The organism is Pseudarthrobacter sp. CC12, from assembly GCF_039907755.1.
Lineage (GTDB): Bacteria > Actinomycetota > Actinomycetes > Actinomycetales > Micrococcaceae > Arthrobacter > Arthrobacter niigatensis.
The window spans coordinates 1-25760 of record NZ_JARDJH010000036.1 but is presented as its reverse complement, the minus strand read 5'-3'; the positions used below and the strand labels follow the sequence as shown (position 1 = coordinate 25760).

The window sequence follows — 25760 nt, the reverse complement described above, 5'->3', positions numbered from 1 at the left end:
GCTGCTGCAGGAGTTGTCCAGCCAAAACACCGCTGCTGCTTAACGGCTGCCCATACTTTCTCCTCTGCTGTTGTGCCTGGTCAAACTGACAGGAGTCTACGGGCCGAAATATTCAAGATACCGGCCCCGTGGAGGCATGTGATTCGTGAATGCTTGCCGGAGTGTTCGCAGGCGGGCAGGGCGTTGGTATCGTGAGGAGGCCGTGCCAGCGGCCCTGATCGTGCCGAGGAGTATGACGTTTGTCCGAGGATCGTGTGTCGTACGGCTTTCCCCTTCCCGCTGGCGAGGGATGCCCTACCGGGACCTTCAGGCTGTCGATGAGTACCGGCCTGACTGAGTGGTCCGAGGGCATGTACCTCATCCACGGATATACCAAGGGTGAGGTCGTGCCCACTGTAGAGCTCGTTCTCTCCCACAAGCACCCGCGGGACCGGGATGCGGCCCGCCAACTCATTCAAACCCTCACCCGTGAGGGTGGCCAAGGTTCGAACTTTCACAGGATCTTGGATAGCAAGGGTCATGAACACCGCGTCCTGACCGTCGCTGAGGCGGAACGGGACGAAACCGGGAAAGTTTCGGCCATTCATGGTCTGACCATCGATCTGACCCGCGCGATCGCCGTCGAGAGCGGGCGTGCCGCCGCGGAGGCCCTTGTCAACGCCTACGCCACCCGGGGCATTATCGAACAAGCCAAAGGCATCATCATGGGTTACTTCAACGTCAGCCCCGGCGAGGCCTTCGACCGGCTCGCCGAGCAAAGCCAAAACACCAACATCAAAGTCGCAATCCTCGCCGCCCAACTGGTGGCGGCGGCCGAGGAGCTCTGCATTCACGAAGTCCTGGGCCAATGGCCGGCCCCGCGAGCAGCGCGACAGGGCAGTGGGAGACCCCACCACCCCGCTTGAATCAGGGCTGAAACCGAGGACAACACATAGTCAGGGCTGCTTCTCCCGAAAGCCTTCGGCAGGTTGACGGAATCTTCTTTATCGGCGCTCGAAACATGGGAGTAGAAGTAGTTGCAAGCCCTCGGGTTTCAAAGGGAGCAGGTTTGTCTAAACAAGCCTTGGTCTGGATCCTCGGCGCTGTGGACCAAACGGACCTAATTTCGTAACCTATTCCGGCCAGTCGTTCTTCTGGATAATGTCAACGAAGTTCTGCCGCTTGAACGAAGGATCGAAATGGGCAAGAACGTCATCATTCATGGTTCCGAACGTCGTTTCCGGGCGATCTCGCATTCCGTCGTAAAAGGCCCTTAGGATGTTCTGCTTGAAATCCGGCCGAGGGTGAGCTGAAACCACTTCTTCGCGCGCCTCGGAGGGCAACCCCTCAAGATGCAGCCCGAGTACGTCAGTTTCAACACCCAAGGTTACAACGGCGACCTCAGGTGCCAGGTGCTCGGTGATTCCAGGTGTTGTATGCAGGCCTATTCCAAGCCAGACGTTACGTGCGTCCTGATCTGAGCGGCCGTGCTCTCGGAGGAAGTCATATGCAGCATTCGCGCCGTCCACTTCAAAGCGTTCGCTGCTGGTCCGATACTTGGCACTTAGCCCAAGATCATGAAAGAGACTGCCAACGTAGGCAAGTTCAGGATCCACCTCACGGGCAAGTGCTCGCAGTTTCAGGATTCCCCAGAAGTAGACCCTTCGCGAGTGATCAAAGACAGACGTCTCGGATGCCTCTCGGGCGAGCAGTGTTGCCTCGCGGACTAGGACACTGTTCGGGACTTCTACTCCACCGATAATCTCAGTCAACAATTTGCTCCTTAGCTCATAGATTTCGGTCTGCTCCACTGGCCGCCGACTGCTCACGCTTGAAGATCGTCAGTTTTTACGATGAGTACGTCACAGGGGGCGTTGTGCGCGACGCTATTGGCAACACTTCCCATGACCCGTCCAATGCCTCGCATTCGGACGTTTCCAACCACGATCATTTGGGCTGCTTGGCGTTCCGCCTCTTCAATCAGCGCATCGGCCGGCGTACCGCGGGCGGCCGAGAATGTCACCGTCAGCCCTGGCGCTTCCAGACTCGTTGCAGCGTTTTGGGCAACTTGCTGCGCGCTGTAGGCGTCGGGGGCGACCCAGGTGTCCTTTCCGCTGCCATAAAATTCGGTGCGGCCTGTGTCAAAGGCGGTTACCACATGGAGACGTGCGTTTAGAGCCACGGCCGTATCGCGGGCGGATTCTGCTGCCTTCAATGCAGTGGGACTGCCGTCCACACCAACAATTATCACGGTCATGCTTCAGCCTTTCTATTTTCTCTAACATCTGGGGTGGGTTGTCAGGCTGCCGGTCACCAGTTGACCGACGTTCCCAGTCAGATATGGTGCGAGCCAAAGGTGACCGAGTCGCGCCGGTTCATTACTCAGACCCCGGCTTTCGTGGCCTCCGCGAATCTTCGCGAGCAGCCACGGGCCGATGCGGGCAAGTTTTTCGCCTTCGCCCAGAGGTAAAGCGCGAGGGGCTCGCGCTCCTGTCTGCTCCCACCGATTGTGGACACCAACCCTGGCGATCCCCGACTATGAAATGCATGATACTGCACGTTTGGTGCATTTTTCATAAGTCAAGCCTTAACCCTTCATTCGGGAATAGGCCGTTGGTCCGACGGGGTGTGATTCATACCATTGAGGCCACGTACCGACGCCACACTAAGGCGGAAGTGATGGCGGTGACCTATGTGCGAGTGGATCCTCAACTGTTACCGCCTTTCCGGACCTTCCGTGTCCGTCGCAGCTTCAATCGCCGCAGGCGCTGGTGGCATTAGCCATGAGCGCACATCATCTTCCGCCGTTCCGGCACCGCATCTTCAGGAGGCAAAAATGTCGAAGTCGACGATCAGGCCTGTTTCCAGGCAACGTACAACACAGCCCCACAAGCCCACGGCACGTACCCGTCTGAGCCTCACGGCAACAACAGCCGTCCTGCTGACGGCCGGCATTTTTGCACTTTCAGCATGCTCTACCGTCTCGGGCTCATCGACAGGCGCCGGGTCGACTCCGGAGTCCGCCACCAGCTTCGACCCCGCAACGGTTAAGGCGGACGGGACATTAGCCGCCGAGGTGCCCGCAACAATCAAGTCCAGGGGTACCCTCATCATCGGTTCGGACACAACCTACGCGCCGGCCGAATTCCTCGGCGGGGCTGACAACCGCACCCCTATGGGCTATGGCATTGACCTTGCTAAGGCCATCGGGGCGACACTGGACCTCAAAGTGGATGTTCAGACTGCGGAATTCACCGGCATTCTCCCGGCACTTGGACCGAAATACGATCTCGGGATCAGTTCCTTCAGCATCACCAATGAGCGCTTAAAGGCCGTGAACTTTGTCAGCTACCTGAGCGCCGGCACCGCATGGGCTGTTCGTAAGGGCAACCCCAAGAACTTCTCTCCCGACGACGTCTGCGGCAAGTCTGTGGGGGTTCAGACCGGAACAACACAGGAAGATCCGGACCTGAAAACCCGCAACGAGGAATGCCTCAAGGCGGGCAAAGCGCCGATCGACATCGTGACGTTGAAAAACCAAACAGATGTGACCACCCGTCTGGTCAATGGCAGCATCGACGCCATGATCGCCGAATCCACCCTCATCGGTTACGCCGTCCAGCAAACCAACGGTGCGGTGGAAAAGATCGGCGGCATTTACAACACCACTTCGGTGGGAATCGCCGTACCCAAAAATGATCCTGCCTTTGCGGAACTGATCCAGAAGACGGTAGCCAAGCTAATTGCCGACGGCACCTACAAGAAAATTCTCGACGCATGGAACAATTCCGACGGCGCCATCACCACGCCTGAAGTGAACCCAACCGTCAAATCATGAGCATCTCCACCAGCAGCCGGAACAGCTCCGTGACGGGCAAAAAGCCCGATCTTATAAAAGCGGTGCCGGTACGGCATCCTGGACGATGGGTGGGTGCCGCGGCCATAGTCGTGCTCGCGGCCGGGGCCGTCCAAAGCCTCGCGACCAACCCTAATTTTCATTGGGAGACCTTCGCTCTTTACGCGCTGGACGCGAATGTCATTCAGGGGGTCGGCTGGACCTTACTGCTGACCGTACTGTCGATGGTTATTGCGGTCAGCTTGGCCGTTCTACTCGCCTTCATGCGGCAATCAGAGAACCCCATATTCCGGTGGTCAAGCTGGTGCTGGGTTTGGTTCTTCCGTGGCACCCCCGTCTACACCCAGCTGATTTTCTGGGGTCTCGTCGCTGTGCTGTACCCCAAAATCACTCTGGGTGTCCCCTTCGGCCCTGACCTCCTGGACCTGAATACCCAGGATCTGCTGAACGCATTCTGGGCCGCTGTCCTCGGGCTTGGATTGAATGAGTCTGCTTACTTGGCGGAAATATTCAGGGCAGGCCTGAAGTCAGTGGACAAGGGCCAAATTGAAGCTGCCGAAGCACTGGGGATGCGAGGGACAAGAATAATGTGGCGGATCATCCTTCCCCAGGCTATGCGAGTCATCGTTCCCCCTACCGGCAACGAAACCATTGGCATGCTCAAGACGACCTCACTGGTTCTCGCCGTGCCTTTCACTCTTGATCTGACATTTGTCACCAACACGCTGGCCAACCGCAGCTATCTGCCGATTCCACTGCTGATCGTGGCAGCGTTCTGGTACTTGGTGGTTACGAGCTTCCTGATGGTCGGACAGCATTTCATTGAGAAGCACTACGGCCGCGGAGTTGAAACCATGGCGCGGACAGCGTTCAATCCGGCTGCACTGAGAGCGTCCGGGGCAACCCAAGCCCCTTCAGTCGACGTCGAGACCAGAATTGAGGAGAGCGGTCGATGAAATCTTCAGCCCGTGTCCTTCCGCCCGCTGCCGAAAATGCATCGTCCCAGCCGGAACTGGTGAATATCGAAGGCGTCCACAAGTTTTATGGGGACCACCATGTCCTGCGAGGCATCGATATGAGCGTCAAACGGGGAGAGGTAGCGGTACTTATTGGACCTTCCGGCTCAGGCAAGTCAACGTTACTGCGGTGCATCAACCACCTCGAATCCATCAGCGCCGGCCGCATCAAGGTCAACGAGGAACTCATCGGCTACAGGGAGAAGGATCGCAAACTCCATGAACTCCATGCCAAGGACATTGCCAGGCAACGACGCGATATTGGCATGGTGTTCCAAAAGTTCAACCTTTTCGGTCACAAGACTGCCCTGCAGAACATCATCGAGGCGCCGGTCCAGGTGAAAGGCCAGAAGCGCGTCCGTGCGGAACGGCGGGCACTTGAACTCCTGGACAGGGTCGGTCTCGCGAACCGAGCCGACTTTTACCCCGCACAGCTGTCGGGCGGCCAACAGCAGCGGGTTGCCATCGCACGGGCCCTGGCCATGGACCCTGAGCTTATGCTCTTTGACGAACCAACTTCGGCGCTGGATCCAGAATTGGTCGGGGATGTGCTGGATGTCATGAAGGATCTGGCCAAGTCTGGGATGACAATGGTTGTTGTGACTCACGAGATCGGATTCGCCCGCGAGGTCGGGGACACCCTTACCTTTATGGACGGTGGGGTTGTCGTGGAGTCCGGCATTCCGCGCGAGGTCATCGCCAATCCCCAACACGAGCGTACGAAAGGCTTCCTCAGCAAAGTCCTTTGACTGCTTCGGCGTGCGGGGCGGGACGCTTCGAGGAAGCTGCCCGCGCCGTAACGTCGGCCCAGCCTATGTACTTTCTGTCTGATCATGAACTTTGAATATTTGCGCGCCCTCAGTGCCGTTGTTGAAACGGGATCGTTTGAAGCGGCCGCACGCCTCGTGGGAGTCACCGCGTCTGCAGTCAGCCAGCGGATCAAAGCCCTTGAGTCCTCGGTGGGGCAGGTGGTCGTCCGGAGAGGGCCGCCCGCCACCGCAACAGCTGCCGGCAGAGTCCTGCTCAAGATGGCCCGCCAGGTGCAGGAGCTGGAGGCGGACACCCTGGAGGGGTTGGGACAGGGACCGCAACGGCGAGCTGCGGCATCCATAGCAGTTGACTCCTATTCGCTGGCCACGTGGTTCTCCCCCGTACTGGCAGACATGGCTGATTGGGCCGATATTGAGCTGGACCTGCGCATCACGGAACAGAACAGCGACAGGGCCGGTTTGCTGGGCAAAGGAGATGTCCTGGGAGCTGTAAGCACCCATCCGAATCCTATTGGAGGGTGTCGTGTGGAACGGCTGGGCATCATGCGTTACATTCCTGTCGCTGCTCCGGCATTGATCCGGCGTTTCAGTAATGGACAGGGCCCTGACTGGCAGAAGATGCCCATGATCCGCTGCACGGACGACGACCTGCACGACCGCGTGCTGGGCATGCGGGCCGTTTCAGATCCCCCGCCCACGCACACCATACCCACTCCTGACAGCGTTCTTGAGGCTGCCCGCGCAGGCCTTGGGTGGGGTCTGATTCCGGAACTGCAGTTCTACAGCACCGGAAAGGCGACCGGTCTTGCCCGACTTGAGCCCCCGCTTTACATCGACGTAGAACTCTTCTGGCACTGCTGGTCAATCTCCAGCTCACGGTTGGAACGGGTCAGCAGAGCCATTCGAAGAGCAAGCCAGCAGCTCCATCAATCGTGATTTCCCTTTTCTTTTGCACTCAAAGTGCAGTATGATGCCTTTACAGGTACGCGCAGAACAGTTCTCTTAAGTTACGTAAGCCGCGAAACAGCACAACCCCGGGAGACAGCAGATGTCCACAACCGCACAGCTTCAGGAAGTCCTCGACGGCACCAGCATTGACGCTGCCGTCTTTGAGTTGCGCCCGGACTACCGGGCCCTGCTTCTCGCCGTTGATGGGCTTGTGCCCGGGCCCAGTGATGAGGCCAGTGACGCCCTGCTCGCAGAGGCTGAGGCTTCTGCCCGCCGGGCACTGGCCGAGCAAAAAGTGGATACTCTTTCCCACGTCGCTGCCTGGCGCCAGGCTTATCAGGCCTTCGGCGCGAAGCCCAACCGCACCCGTAACAGCCTGGAGGCTCTGTTGCGCAGGGCAGCCACCGGCCTGCCCCGGGTGAACCGGTTGACGGATATTTACAACGCCATCTCTGTGCTTCATCAGATCCCCCTCGGAGGTGAGGATCTTTCGCGCTACAGTGGTGCCCCCCGCCTGGTCCGTGCCACCGGGCAAGAACCCTTCGACACTGCAGCCAACGGCGAAATTGTCATCGAACACCCCGAACCGGGCGAGGTCGTCTGGTGTGACGAGGAAGGAGTTACGTGCCGCCGGTGGAACTGGCGCCAGGGCCGGCGAACGCAACTTCAGGACGAGACGACAACCGCGTTGTTCATTCTTGATGCTCTGGACCCGCTCAGCACTGAAGCCCTGCGAGAAGCAGCCAACGAACTCTCCACGCATCTCTCGGGCCTTGGACCAGACATTGCCATCGCGCAGCACCTCTTAGGCAACGGGCAACTGTGAGCATTTCTTCGCGAACGCGAAGAGGCTGCGTCCAGCCGACGAGGAGTTCCCTGTGACCGCTCTGCGTCTGCCCACCATCCCGCCCTGGGTATTGACGATCGCGGCCATGTTCTCCATACAGCTGGGCTCTGCTCTTTCTGCAGGGATGATGACCACGCTGGGCCCGATTGGCACTGCCTGGCTGCGCCTCACGATGGGCGCATTGATATTGCTGGTTCTGGCGCGTCCACCTTTGAGAACACTGCGGCTGAGTGACATCCCGGCGGTGGTCGGCCTCGGCATCGCAACCGGGCTCATGTCGGTGACGTTTCTGGCAGCCATGGAACGGCTGCCCATGGGCACAGCGGTAGCTATTGAGTTCCTCGGCCCCCTGAGCGTTGCCGCCATCCGAGGACGCGGTGCCCGCTCCCTCGTGTTGCCCGGGACAGCACTTGCCGGTGTTCTTCTGCTGACGGAGCCTTGGTTGGGAAGCGTCGACCTGATCGGGGTGGGCTATGCAGGGCTCGGAGCGGTGGGATGGGCAAGCTACATTCTGCTGACCCAACGGGTTGGAGACCGGTTTAACGGCATAGGTGCCCTGGCGCTGACAATTCCTATTGCTGCAGCGGCTGTCGCCCCGTTCGGCGTGCCCCAGGCGCTGGGAAGCATCAGTTGGAACGTTATCGGTGTCGCCGCTGGGCTGGCGCTCCTCATACCTGTCCTGCCGTACATCATGGAAATGACCGCGCTGCGCCAGATGAACCACACTGCTTTCGGCACCCTGATGGCACTGGAACCAGCCATCGGACTGCTCTTGGGGGCAATTGTCCTCCAGCAGCTGCCATCACCGCTGCAACTGCTGGGTCTGCTCCTGGTTGTTGCCGCAGGAGCCGCGGCCCAACGCGGCGGACAAAGATCACCACATACATCCACACCGGCGAGGCAAGCCGCTTTCCCGCCGGCCATCGAAAATTTTGCGGGTGACCACCGCCCCGAAACTGCATCCTCCCTCCCCCAGCAATGCTGCGAAGAAGGACTGACATGACCCCGAAAAAACCCGCCCCCAGCGGCTTCATCCCTCCCCACCTGCTACCCCACGCCAACGACGGCTTTACCGTGCCGGCCCGAATTTTTGACCTGGCGCCGGGAACCAGGATCCGGGCCTTGCGGGACGACACGCTCTGCCATGCCGGCACCATTACCGAGCTCCTGCCGGAAATGTCCCTGCTGTGGATCTTCGATGAGCAATCACGAACCCGGAAAATCATCGAAACCAAAGAGTTCACCGTCGTAGCAAACATGGCGCCGGGCGATACCAACCCAGCACTGAAGGAACAACCATGAATACTTCCCCCGAAGCCCCGGCACAGGCCACTTCCGGTCAAACCGGCAGCAGCCGCGTGAAGCGGGGCATGGCTGAGATGCTCAAGGGCGGCGTCATCATGGACGTCGTCAACGTCGAACAGGCCCGCATCGCCGAAGACGCCGGTGCTGTTGCTGTGATGGCGCTGGAGCGTGTTCCGGCTGATATCCGCGCGCAGGGCGGCGTGTCCCGGATGTCCGATCCGGACATGATCGACCAGATCATCGATGCCGTGTCCATCCCGGTCATGGCGAAGGCCCGCATCGGCCACTTCGTCGAGGCCCAGGTCCTGCAGTCCCTCGGTGTCGATTACATCGACGAGTCGGAGGTGCTGACCCCGGCCGACTACGTCAACCACATCGACAAGTGGAACTTCAAGGTTCCCTTCGTCTGTGGCGCCACCAACCTTGGTGAGGCCCTGCGCCGCATCAACGAAGGCGCGGCAATGATCCGGTCCAAGGGTGAAGCAGGCACCGGGGATGTCTCTAACGCTACCGGGCACATGCGCCAGATCCGCTCCGAGATCGCCAGGCTCTCCGCCCTGCCCGAGGACGAACTGTACGTCGCCGCCAAGGAACTGCAGGCCCCGTACGAACTGGTCAAGGAAGTCGCCGCTGCCGGCAAGCTCCCGGTGGTGTTGTTCACCGCCGGCGGCATCGCCACCCCCGCTGACGCTGCCATGATGATGCAGCTCGGCGCCGACGGCGTGTTCGTCGGCTCCGGCATCTTCAAGTCCGGCAACCCGGCCCAGCGCGCCGCCGCCGTCGTCAAGGCCACCACCTTCTACGATGACCCCGACGTCATCGCCAAGGCCTCCCGCGGGCTCGGCGAAGCCATGGTGGGAATCAACGTCGACGAAATCCCCCAACCCCACCGCCTCGCCCAACGCGGCTGGTAATCGCAACCCTCGGCAGTGACATGTGGCCGGTCACCCTTCTATGGGTGACCGGCCACATTCCTTTAATCGGTGACCAGCCATTACTCCTTGGCGTGCGGACCTCCCCCCATCCCCCGCACTGACAGTTGGGGCGCTGTGTCCCAGTTTTTGGTGATTTCGTCAGTCTTCTCAGACGGTTTGCCTCTGGGTAACTGACACCGCCCGCAACGAGGCTTAAGGGACAGGATCTATTAGCTCAACCAAGGAGATTTGCGTGACTACCTACAACCTGGCCCTTATCGGTTTCGGTGGCGTTAACCGTGCCCTCGCAGAATTGATTCGGGACGAACCGCAGCGCTTCGCCGCACTGGGATTCGAGCTGCGCGTCGTCGCAATCACGGATCTGGCCTTCGGCTCACTGGTTCAGGGCGATGGCATAGATCTCGCCGCCGTCTTGGCGATGCCCCGCGGGTCATCCTTCGACGGCCTGCCCGGGGGCAGCAGCGATCCGCGCAATGAAGAAGTCATCAAAAACAGCCCTGCCGACATTATTGTCGAAGCGACCTTCACGAGCCCCGTGGACGGCGAACCCGCCGTATCCCATGTCCGCTGGGCCTTGGAATCCGGGAAGCACGTCGTAACCACCAACAAGGGCCCCGTTGCCCTTTACGGTCAGGAACTGACGCAGTTGGCTGCCAGCAATGGTGTCCGCTTTGAATATGAAGGTTCGGTGATGAGCGGCACGCCGGTTATCCGCCTGGCACACAAGATGCTCGGAGGCCTCGAGTTGAACGCTGTACAGGGCATCCTGAACGGGACAAGCAACTACGTCTTGGGCCGAATGGAAGATGGCCTGCGCCTCAACGAAGCCATCGCCGAAGCCCAGGAACGGGGGTACGCAGAGGCTGACCCCACCGCTGACATCGGCGGATCCGACGTCCGCCTCAAGGTCGCGATCCTCGCCAACGAACTGCTCGGCACCAACCTGCAGCCCAGCGAGGTGGACACCAAAGGCATCCAGGACATCACCAGCGACGACGTGGCACAGGCACTGGGCAAGGGTCTGCGGTGGAAGCTCATTGGTGAAGCACGTCGCACTGAGGAAGGCCGTGTCGTGGCCACCGTTCAGCCCGTGGCTCTTCTCGGCGACCACCCGCTCGCAGGAATCAGCGGTGCCACCAACGCCGTGTCTTTCGATACCGACCTGCTTGGCCCTGTGACGGTATCCGGTCCTGGCGCCGGCCGCGTTGAAACCGCCTATGCCCTGGTCTCTGACATCATCGCCGTCGACGCTTTCGTGAAGGGAGCCGTCCGTGCTTGAGACAGCAACCACCACGCCCCAAGCAGCTACCTCAGTCGGAGAACTGGTCGTCCACAACAAGTACGACGGGACTGTCCTGGCCACCCTGCCCCAATGCATAGAGGCCGATGTCCAACTCGAGCTGATCCGGGCGGCTGCCGCGGCCCCGGCAGCCGCCGCCATGCCCAGGCATGAGCGCGGACGCATCCTTGACACGGCCGCCGAGCTGCTGCTCCAGCGCACGGACAAAGCCGCTGAACTCATCGTTGCCGAAGCCGGAAAAACCATAACCCAGGCCCGCAAGGAAGTTTCCAGGGCAGTGAACACCCTGAAGCTCTCAGCAGCCGAGACTCGACGCAACGTGGGCGAAGTCGTCCCGTTCGATTCGTTTGCGGGTTCGGAAAAGCGCCAGGGCTGGTTTACCCGGGAGCCCCTGGGGCTTATCGCCGCAATTACTCCCTACAACGACGCGCTTAACCTCGTGGCACACAAGCTGGGCCCTGCGATTGCCGGTGGAAACACCGTCATCCTCAAACCGTCCCAGCTGACACCGCTGACGGCCATGTTCCTCGTTGACCTGCTGAAGGAAGCAGGGCTTCCCGCCGATTTCGTCATCACAGTGCTGGGCGACCGTACCGTGGCACAAAGCATCATCTCATCCAGGTTGGTCCGAATGGTCTCTTTTACAGGCGGCTTCGCGACAGGACGGGCGATCGCCGCCAACGCCGGCATCAAACGGCTCTCCATGGAACTGGGCGGAAATGCGCCGGTTATCGTCTTCGATGACGCAGATCTTGCCACCGCCGTTGAAGCCAGCGTGTCCGGCTCCTTCTGGGCAGCAGGGCAAAACTGCATCGGAGCACAGCGTATCCTCGTTCATCGGCCGGTCTTTGATGCTTTCCTTGAGGAGTTCGTGACCCAGACTAAAGACCTGAAGACGGGTGACCCCCGCAGTGAGCAGACTGATATCGGCCCGATGATCAGCGCAAGCGCCGCAGGCGAGGCAAAGCGCAAAATCGATGCGGCCGTAGCTGCGGGTGCACGGCTTCTCACCGGCGGCACCGTGGACGGATCCGTAATGACTCCTACGGTCCTTACCGGTGTCCCCCGCAGCTGCGAGGCATGGAGTGAAGAACTCTTCGCACCCGTTGTCCTCATCGAGGCGTTTGACTCCGCAGCGGAAGCCATCGAACTGGCGAACGACAGTGAATACGCGCTGCAGGCCGGCGTTTTCACTAACGATCTGAAGCGTGCCCTGGCAACGGCCAAGGCCATCGATGCCGGAGGCGTGATGATCAATGACTCTTCGGACTACCGCCTCGATGCCATGCCCTTCGGTGGGTCGAAGTACGGCAGCATGGGGCGCGAGGGTGTCCGGTTCGCTTACGAGGAGATGACCCAGCCCAAAGTCATCGCTATCGCATCATGAACGGGGTAAGAATTGAGCGGGACAGTCTGGGCTCGCTCGCTGTTCCCAAGTCGGCGCTGTGGGGCATCCACACCGAACGAGCAATTCTTAATTTCCCGATCAGCGGGATTCAACTGGGAACGCACCGGCACCTCGTGCGCGCCTTGGCCTACGTAAAGAAGGCCGCAGCCGTGACCAATGCGGAGCTGGGCCTTATCCCTGGTGATGTTGGACGCGCCATCGCGGACGCCTGTGACACGGTCGCCGCAGGGGAAGTGGATCATGCCTTCCGTGTGGACGTCGTCCAAGGCGGTGCGGGGACGTCCACCAACATGAACGCCAATGAGGTTATCGCCAATCTGGCCCTGCAGTCCCTGGGGCAACCACTGGGAGCCTACGATGTCGTGGACCCGATCGGCCACGTGAACAAGTGTCAGTCCACCAATGATGTCTACCCGACAGCGGTCCGCCTGGCGCTCGTCCTCGCGCTCGAGGACCTCCTTGACCGGCTGGCACTCCTTTCTGCGTCTTTTGCGGAACGGGGCAATGCATTCGCCTCCGTCCCGAAGGTCGGACGCACGCAGTTGCAGGATGCAGTTCCGATGACTTTGGGACAGGAGTTCACGGCGTTCTCCGTGACCCTTGACGAGGACCAGCGGCGGCTGCGCGAGGCTGCATCGCTGCTGCTGGAATGCAGCCTCGGGGCCACGGCGATAGGAACGGGCATCACGGCGGATCCGCGCTACCTCGAACGTGTGATCGACAAGCTTTCACTGGTCAGCGGGGTTGGCTTTTCGAGGGCCCATGATTTCGTTGAAGCCACTTGGGATACCGGTGCGTTCATGACGTTCTCGGGTGCTTTGAAACGGACAGCTATTAAGCTCTCCAAAATCTGCAGCGACCTTCGGCTACTTTCCAGCGGTCCTCAAACAGGACTTGCCGAAATCCGCCTTCCCTCGCGGCAGGCAGGGTCGTCGATTATGCCTGGAAAGGTCAATCCGGTGATCCCGGAAGTGGTGAACCAGATTGCCTTTTTCGTGGCAGGCGCCGATGTCACTGTCACCATGGCAGCGGAGAACGGGCAACTTCAACTCAACGCATTCGAACCCGTGATTGCCCACGCGCTGCTGCAGTCCGTTCAATGGCTTACCAACGGCAGCGATGTCCTGCGAGAACTTTGCGTCAACGGGATTGAGGCGAACGAGGCGCTGCTGCGCTCACGGTCCCGTGCCTCGACTGCGCAGGCCACGGCGTTGCTGCCCCTGCTGGGATACTCTGCCGCGGCTGACCTGGCTCACCGGGCCTTGGTCTCCGGCCAAAGCGTCGTTGATATGGCCTTGCGCGAAGGCCTGCTCCAGCAGGACCAGGTGGATGCGCTGCTCCTGACCTGACGCAAGGCAACCAGACCGCCGGAGGGGACCGCCCGGGAAGAAGCGATGATCGGCACTGACCTTGCTTCCCTCAGCTGGTCCAGCTACCACCGGCATGCTGCAAGCACGGACTCCTCTTCCTGCAACGTGTTTGCAGCAACCCGGCCCTGGGGAACCATTCGGTTCCCCAGGGCCGGACCTCGTTAAACGCCTGGATGTGGACTAATCGGCGGGAGGCCCGTTGCCGTCCGCGGGACGTGCCTGTCGATGACGGTGGAAAGCGATAGTGCGGTGGTGATATCCCGGACGCCGGGGAACTCGGATACTTGCCGCCAAATCGCCTGGATGCGTGCAGCGTCAGGCGCCTCCACCCTGACCACAAGATCAAGTTCTCCGCTGACCACATCGCATGTTGCCACCTCGGGAATGGCTCGCAGTCCCGCTATGACGTCGCTGCCGCGCATCCTGTCGTGCCGCTGGACCAGGAGTACTGCGTTGACGGTGGGATTTCCATCGCCGGTTGATTCCTTGATGGTGTAACCCTTGATGAACCCGTCACGTTCGAGGCGCTCAATGCGTTGACGCACCGCGTTGCGCGAGAGCAGAACCTGATCCCCCAATTGGGCCAAGCTGATCCGGGCATTACGCCGCAGCTCCGCCAAAATCTGCGCGTCAATATCATCGCGGGGACTTTTAGACACTGATATTCCTGCCTGTCGGTTCATGGACGTGGGATTGAGCGATGCGGCGCAATGCATCGATAACTACAGCGACGGCCCGGTGGACGACCCGTTCGGGGCGGATCAACATATCTACGTGACGGACTGTCTGCAGTCCCTCCAAGGGGCGCAGGACAACATTCTCCGCGGCAGGAATATGAACAGTGTGACGTGGCAGGAGTGCCAGGTGCCCCCCTTTTGAAACCATCGCAGCCGTCGTGCTGAAGTCATTGATTCGGTGAACGACGCGCATCGGATGGCCCGCCGCTGCTGCCACGGCATCCAGGGTGTCCGCGGGGGAAAAGCCGGTATGGGTAGAAATCCACGTCGTCTCCACCAGGTCGGAGGGGCGGAGCACACTTCTGCCGGCCAGCTCATGTGATGCGTGCATCGCAACGTCCATGGGTTCCCTCAGGAGCGAGAGGACTGCCAGACGGTCCCTTGGCCACGGGGGTGTGTGACTCATTCGGTGTCCGATGACGATGTCATAGCTTGCTGTAAGAGCCGGAAAGGAGACCCGCTCCACATCCTCATCCACGCACTCCACCACAGGAAATCCTTCGGACTGCTCCAGAGCAGCCAGTTCCGGGAAGAAGGTCACGGCTGCACTGTGAAAGGCGCTGACCCGAACCACACGATCAACGCCGCCAACAAATTCATCAACCGTGGCCTCCGCCCGCGTTATCGCCTCTGAAACCGCAATGGCCGCAACTGCCAGAGCCTGGCCGGCGTCGGTGAGCTCCACCGTTCGGCCGCGCTTCTGCGTAAGCGGTGCTTTGAACTTCCGCTGAAGCACTGCCAAGGACTGCGACACTGCCGAGGGGCTTATCCCTAATGCGCGGGCCGTCGCAGCCACACTCCCATGGTCGCCTAGTTCGCGCAACACACTCAACTGGTACGGATCCATAAGGCAAGCCTAAATCAATATTGAAGATCTATCACGTTGCACTGTCGAGCCAATATCCTTAGCATTGACCAAGATCACATTAATGCTCGATTAGGGCATAATAGTGCACCATGGTACAAGTCCCAAGAGTCGGGGGCTGGAGCCAAGTCCATTACCGTCCACTGATCGGCCTGACTCATTTTTTACGGCTAGAACAATGCCTCCAGCGGCGCGGCCGAACCGGGAGGATGGCTGATCAACACGGGGCCAAAACGCTAGGAAACAAAGATGTCTTCACTTCTTCAACAAATCTTTCGCAGATCGGTCCCAGGGGCGCCCCAGTCCTCCGGCCAACCGGCTCTCGCCCGCACCATGGGCACTTTCCAGCTCTCCATGCTCGGTATTGGGGCAACGGTGGGGACAGGCATCTTCATCGTCCTTTCCCAAGCGGTGCCTGTCGCCGGCCCGGCAGTGATCTGGTCCTTTGTCATCGCCGCTGTTGTCGCTGGGCTTACTGCACTGTGCTACGCGGAAATGGCCAGCGTCATCCCGGCCTCAGGGTCCTCGTACTCATACGCCTATGCAACGTTGGGGGAATTGCCGGCGATGGCTGTTGGGGCATGTCTGCTGTTGGAATATGGCGTCTCGGGAGCGGCGGTTGCCGTTGGATGGTCCGAATATCTCAATCAGGCTCTGGACAACCTTTTCGGGATCCGTATCCCGGAGGCCCTTTCCGCCGCGCCAGAAGCTGGTGGAGTGGTCAATGTTCCAGCGATCGTGTTGATTGCCATGTGTACCGCGCTGCTGGTGCGGGGCGTCAATGAGTCAGCGAAGGCCAATGCGGTGATGGTACTGGTTAAGATCGCAGTGCTGATCATGTTCATCGTGATCGGGGTCACCGGATGGAACCAGGATCATTTTGCCAATTTCGCCCCGATGGGCGCCGCCGGGATCACCGGAGCCGCCGGGATCATCTTCTTCTCCTACATTGGCTTGGACGCGGTTTCCACGGCAGGCGATGAGGCCAAAAACCCTGCCCGCACCATGCCTCTGGCCATCATCATCACTCTTGCCGTCGTCACCGCCCTGTACATTGCTGTTGCCGTCGTCGCCATCGGCGCACAGGATGCCGCGGCCTTTGAAGGGCAGGAAGCAGGCTTGGCGGCCATCCTGCAATCCGTTACCAATGCAAGCTGGCCTGGCACAGTGCTTGCCCTCGCGGCCATAGTCTCCATCTTCAGTGTCACGCTGGTCGTCCTGTACGGCCAGACCCGTATCTTCTTCGCGATGAGTTCCGACGGACTCGTGCCGAAAGTCTTCTCCCGTATCAACACCAAAACCCGGACACCCGCCGCCGGCACCATTATCACCGGCGCGGCAGTGGCCATGCTGGCGGGACTGCTGCCGATTAACTTCCTGGCCGAGATGACCAGCATTGGAACCCTGGTCGCCTTCATCGTGGTGTCAGTGGCCGTAATGATTCGACGCTCCCGGGCCCCGCACCAGCCGGCCCCGTTCAAAGTGCCGCTCTATCCGGTGGTGCCCATCCTTTCCATCCTGGGCTGCCTATGGATTGTGAAGGATCTTCGCCCCGTTACCCTGATCGCATTCGTCATCTGGATTCTGTTGGCAACCGTGTTCTACTTCACCTATTCCGTGCGACACTCTAGGCTGCGGACGGCGCCCAAGGAGGAGCCCGTAGTCGTTCCGAGCTCCTAGTGCTTCCCCCGCCCCCTCCGTTATCCACTCCATGAATCCTTGAACATTGCACTCCTGGTGCAGTATCATGCATTTATGGAGGAAAACATCGCATCACTGGCTTCCGCTATCGGTGACAGGGTAAAACAGGAGCGCTTGGGCCGGCGGTGGACGCTCGACCAACTTGCGGACGCCGCTGGAGTAAGCCGTCGCATGATCATCAATGTTGAACAAGCGGCGGCCAATCCCAGCGTTGGAACTCTACTTCGGATCAGTGACGCCCTGGGAGTGGGTCTGCCGGATCTCGTGCAGTCGCCCGAACCCAAAGCGGTGAAAGTCACCCGCAAGGGTGAAGGAGCAGTTCTCTGGCGAAGTGATGCAGGCGGACGCGGGGTCCTTGTCGCCGGGACCGAACCCCCGGAGATCGTGGAGCTGTGGGACTGGACATTGGGCCCGGGAGACCAGCACACCAGCGAGGCGCACACCCCGGGAACCAAGGAGCTCTTGCAGGTTCAGGAAGGCGTAGTAATCGTCACCGCCGCTGATCAAAGGGTCGTGCTGCAAGTCGGCGACTCAGTTAGTTTTCCTGGCGACATGCCTCACTGCTACCAAAACGACGATGAAAAACCGGCACGGTTCTCGCTGGCCGTCTTTGAACGGGGTGTGGGGTCGGGTCATCGGGAGTCAGGGAAAGGCTAGCTCCATGCTGCACCCACCACCGGCGACGCCCCACACCCCGGTCTGCCGGAACCCAAAGCAAGGAACCACACCCCGCGGCAGGACCCTCATCCCAACGGAGGCCATCCCGCCGGCCGAGCTCTCCCCGGACCAAACCGACTTTCTGATTCTGGGCTTCCTCGAAGAAGAAGGGCGGCTTTCGACAACGATCCTGGCCCAACGGACCGGCATCAGCGCAACTGAATGCACCGAGCGCATCCAACGACTCGAGCGGACCGGTCACATCGCCGGCTATGCCGCCGTTCGTAGCTACCCCGATCCAGCCGCGAGACCCATCACGGCTCTGATCAAGATAGTCCAACAGCCCGGACGCAACGGCCATGACCTGCTCCGCAGTATGGAATCCGTACCGGAGATTACGAATGCCGAACTCCTGGAAGCCGATCGCAGCATCATGATCAGGGTCCAAGCCTCAAGCCACGAGCGGCTTGAAAAAATCATCACATTCTTCAAAGTTCAGTCCTCGGTGCTGTCACTGGAAGCATCCACAACCCAAACACTTTTCAACTACCGTCCCATGCCACGCAGCATCCGGTACTGACAATCACGCCCTCGGAAAGGAAACTCCACCATGAAGCGCACCCCTGACAAGCACGACCATTCCTCGGTCCACCACGGCACCTGGGCCGTACACGGCGGCAACACCATCGACAAGGGCACCGGCGCGCTGCGCACCCCCTTGGTCATGGCAAACTCCTACCTGCTTCCAGACGACCCCGCTGACATGAACTGGTCAAGCGTCGATGACGGACTGGTTTACACCCGCAACGCGGGCGCGAACCAGGTCGCTCTCGAGACTAAACTTGCCGCGATGGAAGGTGCTGAGGCAGCCGCCGCCTTTGCCACCGGCGTTGCAGCACTCCACGGCGTGTTTTTCGCTCTTCTGAAATCCGGGGACCACGTCGTGGTTTCAAACGTCACCTACGAAGCGGTATACCGGTTGTTCGGTGAACTCCTTCCAGACAAGTACGGCATCGAGGCAACGTTCGTCGACGCCGACGACCTGGAAGCTGTCAAGGCCGCGATCCGCCCCACCACCAAACTCATCCACGCCGAAACCATCGCCAACCCGACCACGAAAGTCGCGAACGTGGCAGCCCTTGCTGGCATCGCCAAAGCAGCCGGCATCCTCCTGACTGTTGACGCCACATTCACCCCCGCTCCGTTCTACCGGGCCCTTGACGACGGGGCCGACCTGGTCATCCATTCGCTGACCAAGTACATCAACGGCCACGGCGACGCGATGGGCGGGGTCGTCATCGGGCGGCGGGAGCTCGTTCAGCACATCAAACACGATGCTGTCGTCGATGCCGGCGGCGTCATTTCGCCGTTCAACGCCTGGATGATCATGCGCGGCTCCGTCACCCTCCCCCTGCGCCTGAAGCAGCAATTCTCCAGCGCGGAGAAGGTCGCCGCCGTGCTCGAGTCCGACTCCCGCATCGCCTATGTCCTTTACCCGGGCCTGGCCTCGCACCCGCAGCACGAGCTGGCCGGCAAACAGTTCGGCGGCCGCGGCTACGGCGGGGTCATGGCCTTCGCTGTTGAAGGCGACTCGGACACCCAAAACCGCTTCGTCAAGAACCTGAACGTCATCACCTCAGCTGTATCGCTGGGCCACGACGAAACCCTCATCGTCCACGTCGGCCCGGACGCCCGCGGTGGCTCCGAGAACTACCCCGCCTCGTTCCACAAATACGGCCACCTGCGTCTCTCCATCGGGCTCGAAGACCCCGAAGACCTCATCGACGACATCCTCAACGCCCTGGACGAAACTTTCGGCGCAAAGTAGAACCTGCAGACCTTTCAAGGCCTGGACGGAGTCCTAAACGGGGCCCCCCGTCCAGGCCTTGACTGCACTCACAAGCAAAGTCAGCAGGAAACCCATGACAGCAAACACCGATCCGGCAGCCACCCAGGAAGAATCATGAGCACCACAACGCACATCACCATCCAACCGAGTGTCCTATACGTCGGCACCCGGTCATGTTGCTCTGCACAGAAAATGCTGATGGTTCCACAAACATCTCCCCGGCTTCCTCATACTGGGCACTGGATCAAATGATCGTACTGGGCCTTCTGGCGGATGGTCATACAGCCGCGAATCTTCGCAGGCGGCCGGGCCTGACCGTGAACTTTCCCCACCCATCCCAATGGCAGCACATCGAAGCCATCGGAGACACAACAGGTCTTAGCCCCGTCCCCGAAGCGAAGACAAAGCGGTACGTGCACGAGAAGGACAAATTCAGGCGCATTGGGCTCACCCCTCAAGCGTCCGACCTGGTATCCCCACCCCGGATCAAGGAGTGCGCCCTGCAATTCGAGGCCGAGGTCCGGCAGGCAACTCGTGGCACCGGCGACTTCTACTACATGGTGGAGGCTGAAGTTCTCCGCGTTCACGCCAGCCCCGAGATTGTTGTCCCGGGTACCAACTACATCAACCCGAATACATGGCAGCCCACTATCTACAGCTTCCGGCACTACTTTGGGCTGGGAACGGAACATGGGTTCCGCCCCACCAGCGACACCGCCTCCCTTCTCCAGGACCAGCTGCCGTCCTAGAGCGGAAAAGTCCTCTTCGCAAACCGGGAGCGACACGGACGCCCTGGCCCAGGGACACGGCAGCCATGGGAGCCGGAAACTGCCGTCGGTACCTAGCTGCCGAGCCCCACAAAGCGCCGCTCAAGAACCGAGACGATGACAGTTGCTGCGATTAGTCCGGCTCCCAGAACAAGCGGGAGCTGAACCGCGGACGCAGCGAGGGCTCCCGCGGCCGCAGTCCCTGCGGAACCGGCAGTAATCTTCACCGCACCTATCCAAACAAAGACCTGTCCCCGCGCCTCGGCCGGCGCATACTCGCTTCGTGCCGCCAAGGTGGCCGCGAAGAAGTACGAGTTCAGGACGCCTGCCACAGCGTAAGCGGCAAAGGCCAGCTGGAAGACCCCTGCAAGGGCAGCGCCCAGCAGGGCAACTCCGACAGCTGCGGCACACCAGGACATCAAGCGGTCTGCTTCCGAGCGCATCGGCCGGAGCATAACCCCTGCGGACCCGGCAAGCCCACCTAATCCGTAGGCTGCGGTCAGGACGCCGGCCGCCGCGGACTCCACACCAAGACTGGGTGTCGAGGAAACAGCTGCAATGGGTAGGGCTGCCACAGAGAGGGCGACCACAACGGTCATGTACAGCGTTCGCCGTAAGGGGCCGCTCGAAGCCATGATGGTCAAGGTTCGAATGGGGCGTGGGATGCCTGCGGCGTTTCCCGCCTGCGGCACGAACGGCAGCAGCCGGACCACACCGGCTGCCAGGAAGGTCGTCGCGGCGAGAATCAGGGCAGCGACAGCAGGGCCTGCCCATGCTGAAACGGCTGCAACCAGTGACGGCCCAATCGTCCCACCGATGCCGTATGTCGCAACGTCCCAACCTTGAGCCCGCCGCTGGCTAGCTCTGTCCCGACCCACAATTTCCGCCAGCCGGCTGCTGATCCCCCCTGTCAGCAGCGGTCCGACCAAGCCGGACACGATGAGCAACAAAGCTGGGACGACAGGCCAGGACACCCGGTAGAGAAGAACGGCTGCGGCCAGCGTCAGCCCGTGTATGACACAGGCCCACGCGATAACGGTGCGGCCATCACGGGCTGTATCCATGGAACGGGCGATAAAGGGCCCAAACAGATGCGGGGCCGTGATACAGGCCCCCAGCAATCCTGCCAACCACCCGGGAGCGCCGCTCGTTGTTGCCAGCAGAACGACCGCCACAACGGCACCGCCATCTGCGCTCCGCGCCAACGTGGCGGCAAGAACGTACCGGGCCAAACCACCAGACGCGGTGGAGGCTGGGGGGAAGCGTTCCGTCACGCTCACCCTAATCTCCTTGCCTTAGGAACACCGGCAGCCCTAGACATCAAGGCCAATGCTGCGTATCGCGCCGGCAACACGCTCACGTCCTTCCCTGTCGAGCCCACGCACTGGAAGTGGCAAAGACGACGTCACGGGGACAAGCCCTAGAATCTCAGCCAGCGCTGAGACGACCCGAAGACTGCCGTACGCTCGGAACAGGGTCCACAGGGGCTCAAGTTCTTCCGAGGCCTGGAGGGCTTGGTCGTTTCGGCCAGCCCGCACATGGTCAACGATCGCCTTTGCGTGCGCCGGAAGCAGACCGCCAAGTACGGAGTACCAAACGTCACTGCCGGCGATGAGGGCTTCGGCTGCGACCCAGTCACCGCTGATACCCAGTGACGTTCCGTGCGGAAGCTGTGCACGCAATCCACGAATCCGTGAAGACACTTCTCCTTGGGCGGGCGGAGGAATCTTGATGGAGGCGATGCGGGGAATCCTGGCGATTCGCGCATGGAAATCATCGGAGAAGGTAAAGCCGGTCGTGCCAGGGTTGTCATAAACAACGACCGGAATCTCGGATTCGGATGCGACGCGCTCGTACAGCCCAAAAACTTCCTCGTCGTTGAGGCGCTGGTAAGACACTGGCGCCAGCAACATCGCGGACGCACCGGCAGTCTGGGCGTCAGCAGCCATCCCCAGAACATCCCTGGTGCGCACGGCGCCGATCCCCGCGAGAACTGGAACACCATCTGCGGCGTCGACTGCAGTGTGGAGAACGGCCCGTCGCTCAGCGGGCGACAAGTACGCATAATTTCCGGTAGATCCCAAAATGCCCAGCGAGTCCACTCCTGCCCTGGCCGCTCGGGAAACCAGTAGGGCGACGGCTTCCAGGTCGACGTCCTCGCCCTTCATGGGCGTTAGCGGGAATGCACTGAGTCCGTTGAACACGGGAAGTCCTTCTTTCATGTGGCTAATCCCTTACAAAAGCCAAAGGCAGTAAGGGCACGACGTACAGGTTTATGCTGCCCAATTCTTTGGTCCTACACTAGATCCAAGAATCAAATATTTTGGAGGTCCAAATGGGCGAGGCTGAGATTCCCTTCACCCTCGATAGGAAGAGCCCCGCTTCGTTGTCCGCTCAGCTCGCAAATCAGTTACGAAGCGCGGTGCTTGGAGGGATTTTGCAGCCCGAACAAAACCTTCCTGCCACACGAAGACTGGCAGCCGAGATCGGCGTCTCGCGCGGCGTAGTTGTTCGGGCGTTTGAGCAGCTTTCTGGAGAAGGTTTCTTGGAGAGCAACGGTGCCGGCGGGACCAAGGTGGCGATCCGGCCGGATATCCAGAATCTGCCCGTCAAAACGAAGCTCCCGGGCCTGACCTCGGAAGCTGTCGGTATCATCAATCTGGCCCCCGGTCAGCCGTCCGGAGCGCCCTTCCGGGACCGCGAGTGGCGCGCTGCGTGGAAGAACGCCGTCTCCGCAGACGTGGCTACACATTTGCCGCCAGTTTTAGGAACGCACGAACTGAGGTTGGCAGTTGCTCAGCATCTCGCCGCCTCGCGGGGCGTTGCCGTTGATGGCGATGACGTCGTTATTACAGCCGGTACCAGTGACGGACTACAGCTGATAATGGCGATGCTGCGCGAGCGTCAGGGTCAAAACGGCCGCCCCCGGGTCCTGGTTGAAGATCCTGGATACCCCACTGCCAGGCGGGTTCTGGCGGCAGCTGGTGCCGAATTGATGACTGTTCCGGTGGATGAGGACGGGCTCCGAAGTTCCCAGCTCGACTCCTTGAGCGGGATGCCTGATGCCGTACTGGTCACCCCGAGCCACCAGTATCCTCTTGGCGGAAGGATGACGGTCCAGGAAAGGCTCGGCCTGTTGAGCTGGGCTGATGAAAATGGAGTCCTCGTTATGGAGGACGACTACGACAGCGAATTCCGGCATAAGAGGATGCCTCTTCCCGCGATCGCTTCTCTACCCTCCAATGCCGATGTCGTGCTTCTTGGAACATTTTCAAAAAACCTCAGCCCCTGGCTGCGGTGCGGGTATGTGGTTGTCAGGGGGCAAACGGGAGAAAACCTAAAGCAAGCCCGCGCAGCCCTTGATACTCCAGTTTCAGGCATTCTGCAGTCCGCGCTGGCCCATTACATCCAAGGAGGTGGGTTATCGAGACACATCTCCCGTGCGCGAAGGGAGTATGCTCACCGGCGCGAACTTTTGATTGCCAGACTTGGCGACCGTCCTGATATTGAACTCGCCGCGCTTGACGGAGGCCTACATGCGGTGAGCCGGTTTGCCCAGCCGAGCGCTGAGGTAGTCGCAGCGGAAGCCTTGCGGCAGGGAGTGAAGCTAGTGCCTCTCTCGGGCTACTATGCGGATCGCGCGGCCGACAATGGCTTGGTGATCGGCTACGGTGCCGTCACGGACCTTCAACTCGCCAGAGCGCTTGATGTCCTTCTTAGCCTTCTGGACTGAGCCGGCCTGAAATGGCATCAGCAGTAGCCAGCGTCGAAGCAGGGTCTAGACATAGCTTGCGAAAGAATCAGTAAAGTGTTGCACTATTAGTGCAACAGACTGCATTATGGAGGAGCACGCACGCCCCTTTGTGTGCAACACCGTAAACACTCATAGCAGGGATCTCGCAATGGCTTGGCTCGTCTTGATACTGTCCGGCGTCCTGGAGGCCGTTTGGGCCACGGCGCTGGGTGCCTCCAATGGCTTCAGGCGGAAACGTCCCGCCTTCATCTTCGTCACCTCGATGGCTCTCAGTATGGTGGGCCTTGCTTTCGCAATGACCGAACTTCCAACCGGAACGTCTTACGCAGTTTGGGTCGGCATCGGCGCGGTGTTAACGGCAGCACTGGCTGTGGTCCGCAAACAGGAGCAACTTTCTGTCGGTCGTGCGGCGCTTCTGACCGCCCTCGTCGGATGTGTCGTCGGATTGAAGGTGGTTAGCTAATGCACTGGATAGTCCTCCTTGCAAGCGCAGCGCTCGAAGCAGTCTGGGCGACAGCCCTTGGTCAAAGCCGCGGCCTAACCATCCCGTTGTCAACAGTGGTATTCGCGTTGGCCCTGGTCCTAAGCATGCTCGGACTGGGGTACGCGTCGAAACGAATTCCAATGAGCACCGCCTATGCGGTCTGGACCGGTATTGGGGCTGCGCTCACAGTGGGCTGGGCAATGTTCCACGGCAACGAGACATTGACCGTGCTTCGCGTGCTATTTCTCGCCGGTATCGTAGCCTGCGTCATTGGGCTGAAACTCGTTCCCGCGGCCACCTGCCAGCCCACTAGCGGATCCCAGCAAGGCCTGCCCCCGAAGTGAGGCTTGTGGCTACAACCCACCCGCACCCCGGTGGGACGGTTCCCCTGCCCGCCGCCTCTTCCTCCAACAACCAACGCCGCCATAGCTTTACCAGTGGAGAGGATCCCATGCCTGAACGCATAGACTCCCGTTTTCCACTCTTTTTCGATCCTCTGGCCAACTCAGCCAGTCCCGACTCCTGGCGATCCCTTCCGAGACGTACCGTTGCGACAAAGACAGAAGCCCCACCTGCCGCAAAGCCAACCTCCCGGAGGGCAGACCGTCGGATCCTAGCGGTCGCAGAGGTTGCCCGAGATCTGGAGCGCCTCTCACAAAAGTCGGAGCCCCGCTCCACACGGGCTTCCCTTCCCTCAAGAGCTACGACGAGCCAGGACTAACAGGTGAGGATTCTCAGACGTTAGCGCCATGGCTAAAGTACCGGCAAGAAAAGGATGATGTATGCCCTCAACGCTTAGGCACATCAACATAGAAGTGCAGGAACGTAATTCCCTGGACGACACGCTCAACGCTGCCGTTAGAGACCTTCAGACGGTTGCAAAGCTGTCGGGAACGCTCGGAATCATCGTTACCCGCAATGGCCCAGGAAGCTATACAGCTGAACTTACCGAGAAGGTCCCGTACGGCATCACGCGTGAAGTTATCCTCTGAACCTCGCGGAACTGGGCGAGATCGTTGAAGGTGATGAGGAGGCGCTACATCATCCAAAGGTGCCGCCAGGGCAGGTTTTCAGAGAATGGCTCGATGCCCGCGCTCTCTGCAGATCTTGCCGGCGCTTACTGTGCCGTTACGGATGTTAGCGGCCATGAAAAACTGCCCATAGGCGGCCACGAAAATGCCCACTGACGGCCAGTAGAACTGCCCATCGGTG

The 25760-nt window shown here is 60.4% G+C and carries 27 protein-coding genes; 21 read left to right on the top strand and 6 right to left on the bottom strand.

Features of this window, described 5'->3' with window-relative positions:
• The first annotated feature begins 317 nt into the window (after window positions 1-317).
• Window positions 318-905, top strand: coding sequence for a PAS and ANTAR domain-containing protein (locus tag PV772_RS19125; protein WP_347887198.1), 588 nt, complete (start codon window positions 318-320; stop codon window positions 903-905).
• 207 nt (window positions 906-1112) lie between these two features.
• Here PV772_RS19125 and PV772_RS19120 read toward each other — a convergent pair whose 3' ends face one another.
• Both PV772_RS19120 and PV772_RS19115 read right to left on the bottom strand, forming a co-directional pair.
• The gene (locus PV772_RS19120; protein ID WP_347887197.1) at window positions 1113-1751 is read right to left on the bottom strand and encodes an HD domain-containing protein; all 639 of its coding nucleotides are present in this window, start codon (window positions 1749-1751) and stop codon (window positions 1113-1115) included.
• 53 nt (window positions 1752-1804) lie between these two features.
• Window positions 1805-2236, bottom strand: a complete 432-nt coding sequence (locus PV772_RS19115) for a universal stress protein (protein ID WP_347887196.1) — start codon at window positions 2234-2236, stop codon at window positions 1805-1807.
• A 480-nt stretch (window positions 2237-2716) separates the two neighbouring features.
• Here PV772_RS19115 and PV772_RS19110 point away from each other — a divergent pair, with 480 nt between their 5' ends.
• The 11 genes from PV772_RS19110 (at window position 2717) to PV772_RS19060 (ending at window position 13713) form a co-directional block, all read left to right on the top strand.
• Window positions 2717-3817, top strand: coding sequence for an ABC transporter substrate-binding protein (locus tag PV772_RS19110; protein ID WP_347887195.1), 1101 nt, complete (start codon window positions 2717-2719; stop codon window positions 3815-3817).
• On the top strand, window positions 3814-4791 hold the full coding sequence (locus PV772_RS19105; protein WP_347887194.1) for an amino acid ABC transporter permease: 978 nt from the start codon (window positions 3814-3816) through the stop codon (window positions 4789-4791). Before PV772_RS19110 ends, PV772_RS19105 begins: the two co-directional genes overlap by 4 nt.
• Entirely contained in the window at window positions 4788-5600 is an 813-nt protein-coding gene (locus PV772_RS19100) for an amino acid ABC transporter ATP-binding protein (RefSeq protein ID WP_347887193.1), read from the top strand. Before PV772_RS19105 ends, PV772_RS19100 begins: the two co-directional genes overlap by 4 nt.
• Before the next feature lie 84 nt (window positions 5601-5684).
• Window positions 5685-6557, top strand: a complete 873-nt coding sequence (locus PV772_RS19095) for an ArgP/LysG family DNA-binding transcriptional regulator (protein ID WP_347887192.1) — start codon at window positions 5685-5687, stop codon at window positions 6555-6557.
• A 112-nt stretch (window positions 6558-6669) separates the two neighbouring features.
• Complete coding sequence (locus PV772_RS19090) at window positions 6670-7395, top strand: phenylalanine--tRNA ligase beta subunit-related protein (protein ID WP_347887191.1); 726 nt, start codon at window positions 6670-6672, stop codon at window positions 7393-7395.
• A 52-nt stretch (window positions 7396-7447) separates the two neighbouring features.
• Complete coding sequence (locus PV772_RS19085) at window positions 7448-8419, top strand: EamA family transporter (RefSeq protein WP_347887190.1); 972 nt, start codon at window positions 7448-7450, stop codon at window positions 8417-8419.
• The gene (locus PV772_RS19080) at window positions 8416-8718 is read left to right on the top strand and encodes a hypothetical protein (RefSeq protein WP_347887189.1); all 303 of its coding nucleotides are present in this window, start codon (window positions 8416-8418) and stop codon (window positions 8716-8718) included. Before PV772_RS19085 ends, PV772_RS19080 begins: the two co-directional genes overlap by 4 nt.
• Complete coding sequence (pdxS, locus tag PV772_RS19075) at window positions 8715-9635, top strand: pyridoxal 5'-phosphate synthase lyase subunit PdxS (protein ID WP_347887188.1); 921 nt, start codon at window positions 8715-8717, stop codon at window positions 9633-9635. Before PV772_RS19080 ends, pdxS begins: the two co-directional genes overlap by 4 nt.
• A gap of 253 nt (window positions 9636-9888) precedes the next feature.
• On the top strand, window positions 9889-10935 hold the full coding sequence (locus PV772_RS19070) for a homoserine dehydrogenase (RefSeq protein ID WP_347887187.1): 1047 nt from the start codon (window positions 9889-9891) through the stop codon (window positions 10933-10935).
• Window positions 10928-12343: an aldehyde dehydrogenase family protein gene (locus PV772_RS19065; RefSeq protein WP_347887186.1), complete on the top strand. Its 1416-nt coding sequence runs from the start codon at window positions 10928-10930 to the stop codon at window positions 12341-12343. Before PV772_RS19070 ends, PV772_RS19065 begins: the two co-directional genes overlap by 8 nt.
• Complete coding sequence (locus PV772_RS19060) at window positions 12340-13713, top strand: aspartate ammonia-lyase (protein WP_347887185.1); 1374 nt, start codon at window positions 12340-12342, stop codon at window positions 13711-13713. The genes PV772_RS19065 and PV772_RS19060 overlap by 4 nt, the downstream gene beginning before the upstream one ends.
• Before the next feature lie 182 nt (window positions 13714-13895).
• On the opposite strand, the gene PV772_RS19055 is transcribed toward PV772_RS19060, so the two are convergent.
• On the bottom strand, window positions 13896-14417 hold the full coding sequence (locus PV772_RS19055) for an Lrp/AsnC family transcriptional regulator (protein ID WP_347887184.1): 522 nt from the start codon (window positions 14415-14417) through the stop codon (window positions 13896-13898).
• The gene (locus PV772_RS19050) at window positions 14386-15318 is read right to left on the bottom strand and encodes a LysR family transcriptional regulator (RefSeq protein WP_347887183.1); all 933 of its coding nucleotides are present in this window, start codon (window positions 15316-15318) and stop codon (window positions 14386-14388) included. Before PV772_RS19050 ends, PV772_RS19055 begins: the two co-directional genes overlap by 32 nt.
• A gap of 267 nt (window positions 15319-15585) precedes the next feature.
• On the opposite strand from PV772_RS19050, the gene PV772_RS19045 reads away from it, so the two are divergent.
• The 5 genes from PV772_RS19045 to PV772_RS19025 all read left to right on the top strand — a co-directional run bounded on the left by PV772_RS19045 (window position 15586) and on the right by PV772_RS19025 (window position 20292).
• Window positions 15586-17016 carry an amino acid permease gene (locus PV772_RS19045; RefSeq protein WP_347887182.1) on the top strand — a complete coding sequence of 477 codons (1431 nt, stop codon included), beginning with the start codon at window positions 15586-15588 and terminating at the stop codon, window positions 17014-17016.
• Window positions 17017-17091: 75 nt separating this feature from the next.
• A complete protein-coding gene (locus PV772_RS19040) occupies window positions 17092-17694 on the top strand; it encodes an XRE family transcriptional regulator (RefSeq protein ID WP_347887181.1) in 603 nt (200 codons plus the stop codon).
• 4 nt (window positions 17695-17698) lie between these two features.
• Window positions 17699-18274, top strand: coding sequence for an Lrp/AsnC family transcriptional regulator (locus tag PV772_RS19035; protein WP_347887180.1), 576 nt, complete (start codon window positions 17699-17701; stop codon window positions 18272-18274).
• 30 nt (window positions 18275-18304) lie between these two features.
• Complete coding sequence (locus tag PV772_RS19030) at window positions 18305-19522, top strand: aminotransferase class I/II-fold pyridoxal phosphate-dependent enzyme (protein ID WP_347887179.1); 1218 nt, start codon at window positions 18305-18307, stop codon at window positions 19520-19522.
• A gap of 110 nt (window positions 19523-19632) precedes the next feature.
• Window positions 19633-20292 (top strand): flavin reductase family protein, encoded by a 660-nt coding sequence (locus PV772_RS19025; protein ID WP_347887217.1) that lies wholly within the window; start codon window positions 19633-19635, stop codon window positions 20290-20292.
• A gap of 92 nt (window positions 20293-20384) precedes the next feature.
• Here PV772_RS19025 and PV772_RS19020 read toward each other — a convergent pair whose 3' ends face one another.
• Both PV772_RS19020 and PV772_RS19015 read right to left on the bottom strand, forming a co-directional pair.
• On the bottom strand, window positions 20385-20753 hold the full coding sequence (locus PV772_RS19020) for a hypothetical protein (protein ID WP_347887178.1): 369 nt from the start codon (window positions 20751-20753) through the stop codon (window positions 20385-20387).
• A gap of 870 nt (window positions 20754-21623) precedes the next feature.
• Entirely contained in the window at window positions 21624-22532 is a 909-nt protein-coding gene (locus PV772_RS19015) for a dihydrodipicolinate synthase family protein (protein ID WP_347887177.1), read from the bottom strand.
• Window positions 22533-22645: 113 nt separating this feature from the next.
• Between PV772_RS19015 and PV772_RS19010 the strand changes: the two genes are divergently transcribed.
• The 4 genes from PV772_RS19010 (at window position 22646) to PV772_RS18995 (ending at window position 25540) form a co-directional block, all read left to right on the top strand.
• Window positions 22646-24043 carry a PLP-dependent aminotransferase family protein gene (locus tag PV772_RS19010; RefSeq protein WP_347887176.1) on the top strand — a complete coding sequence of 466 codons (1398 nt, stop codon included), beginning with the start codon at window positions 22646-22648 and terminating at the stop codon, window positions 24041-24043.
• A gap of 169 nt (window positions 24044-24212) precedes the next feature.
• Window positions 24213-24527, top strand: coding sequence for a multidrug efflux SMR transporter (locus PV772_RS19005; protein ID WP_347887175.1), 315 nt, complete (start codon window positions 24213-24215; stop codon window positions 24525-24527).
• Complete coding sequence (locus PV772_RS19000; protein WP_347887174.1) at window positions 24527-24892, top strand: multidrug efflux SMR transporter; 366 nt, start codon at window positions 24527-24529, stop codon at window positions 24890-24892. The genes PV772_RS19005 and PV772_RS19000 overlap by 1 nt, the downstream gene beginning before the upstream one ends.
• A 438-nt stretch (window positions 24893-25330) precedes the next feature.
• Window positions 25331-25540, top strand: coding sequence for a hypothetical protein (locus PV772_RS18995; protein WP_347887173.1), 210 nt, complete (start codon window positions 25331-25333; stop codon window positions 25538-25540).
• Window positions 25541-25760 lie beyond the last annotated feature (220 nt).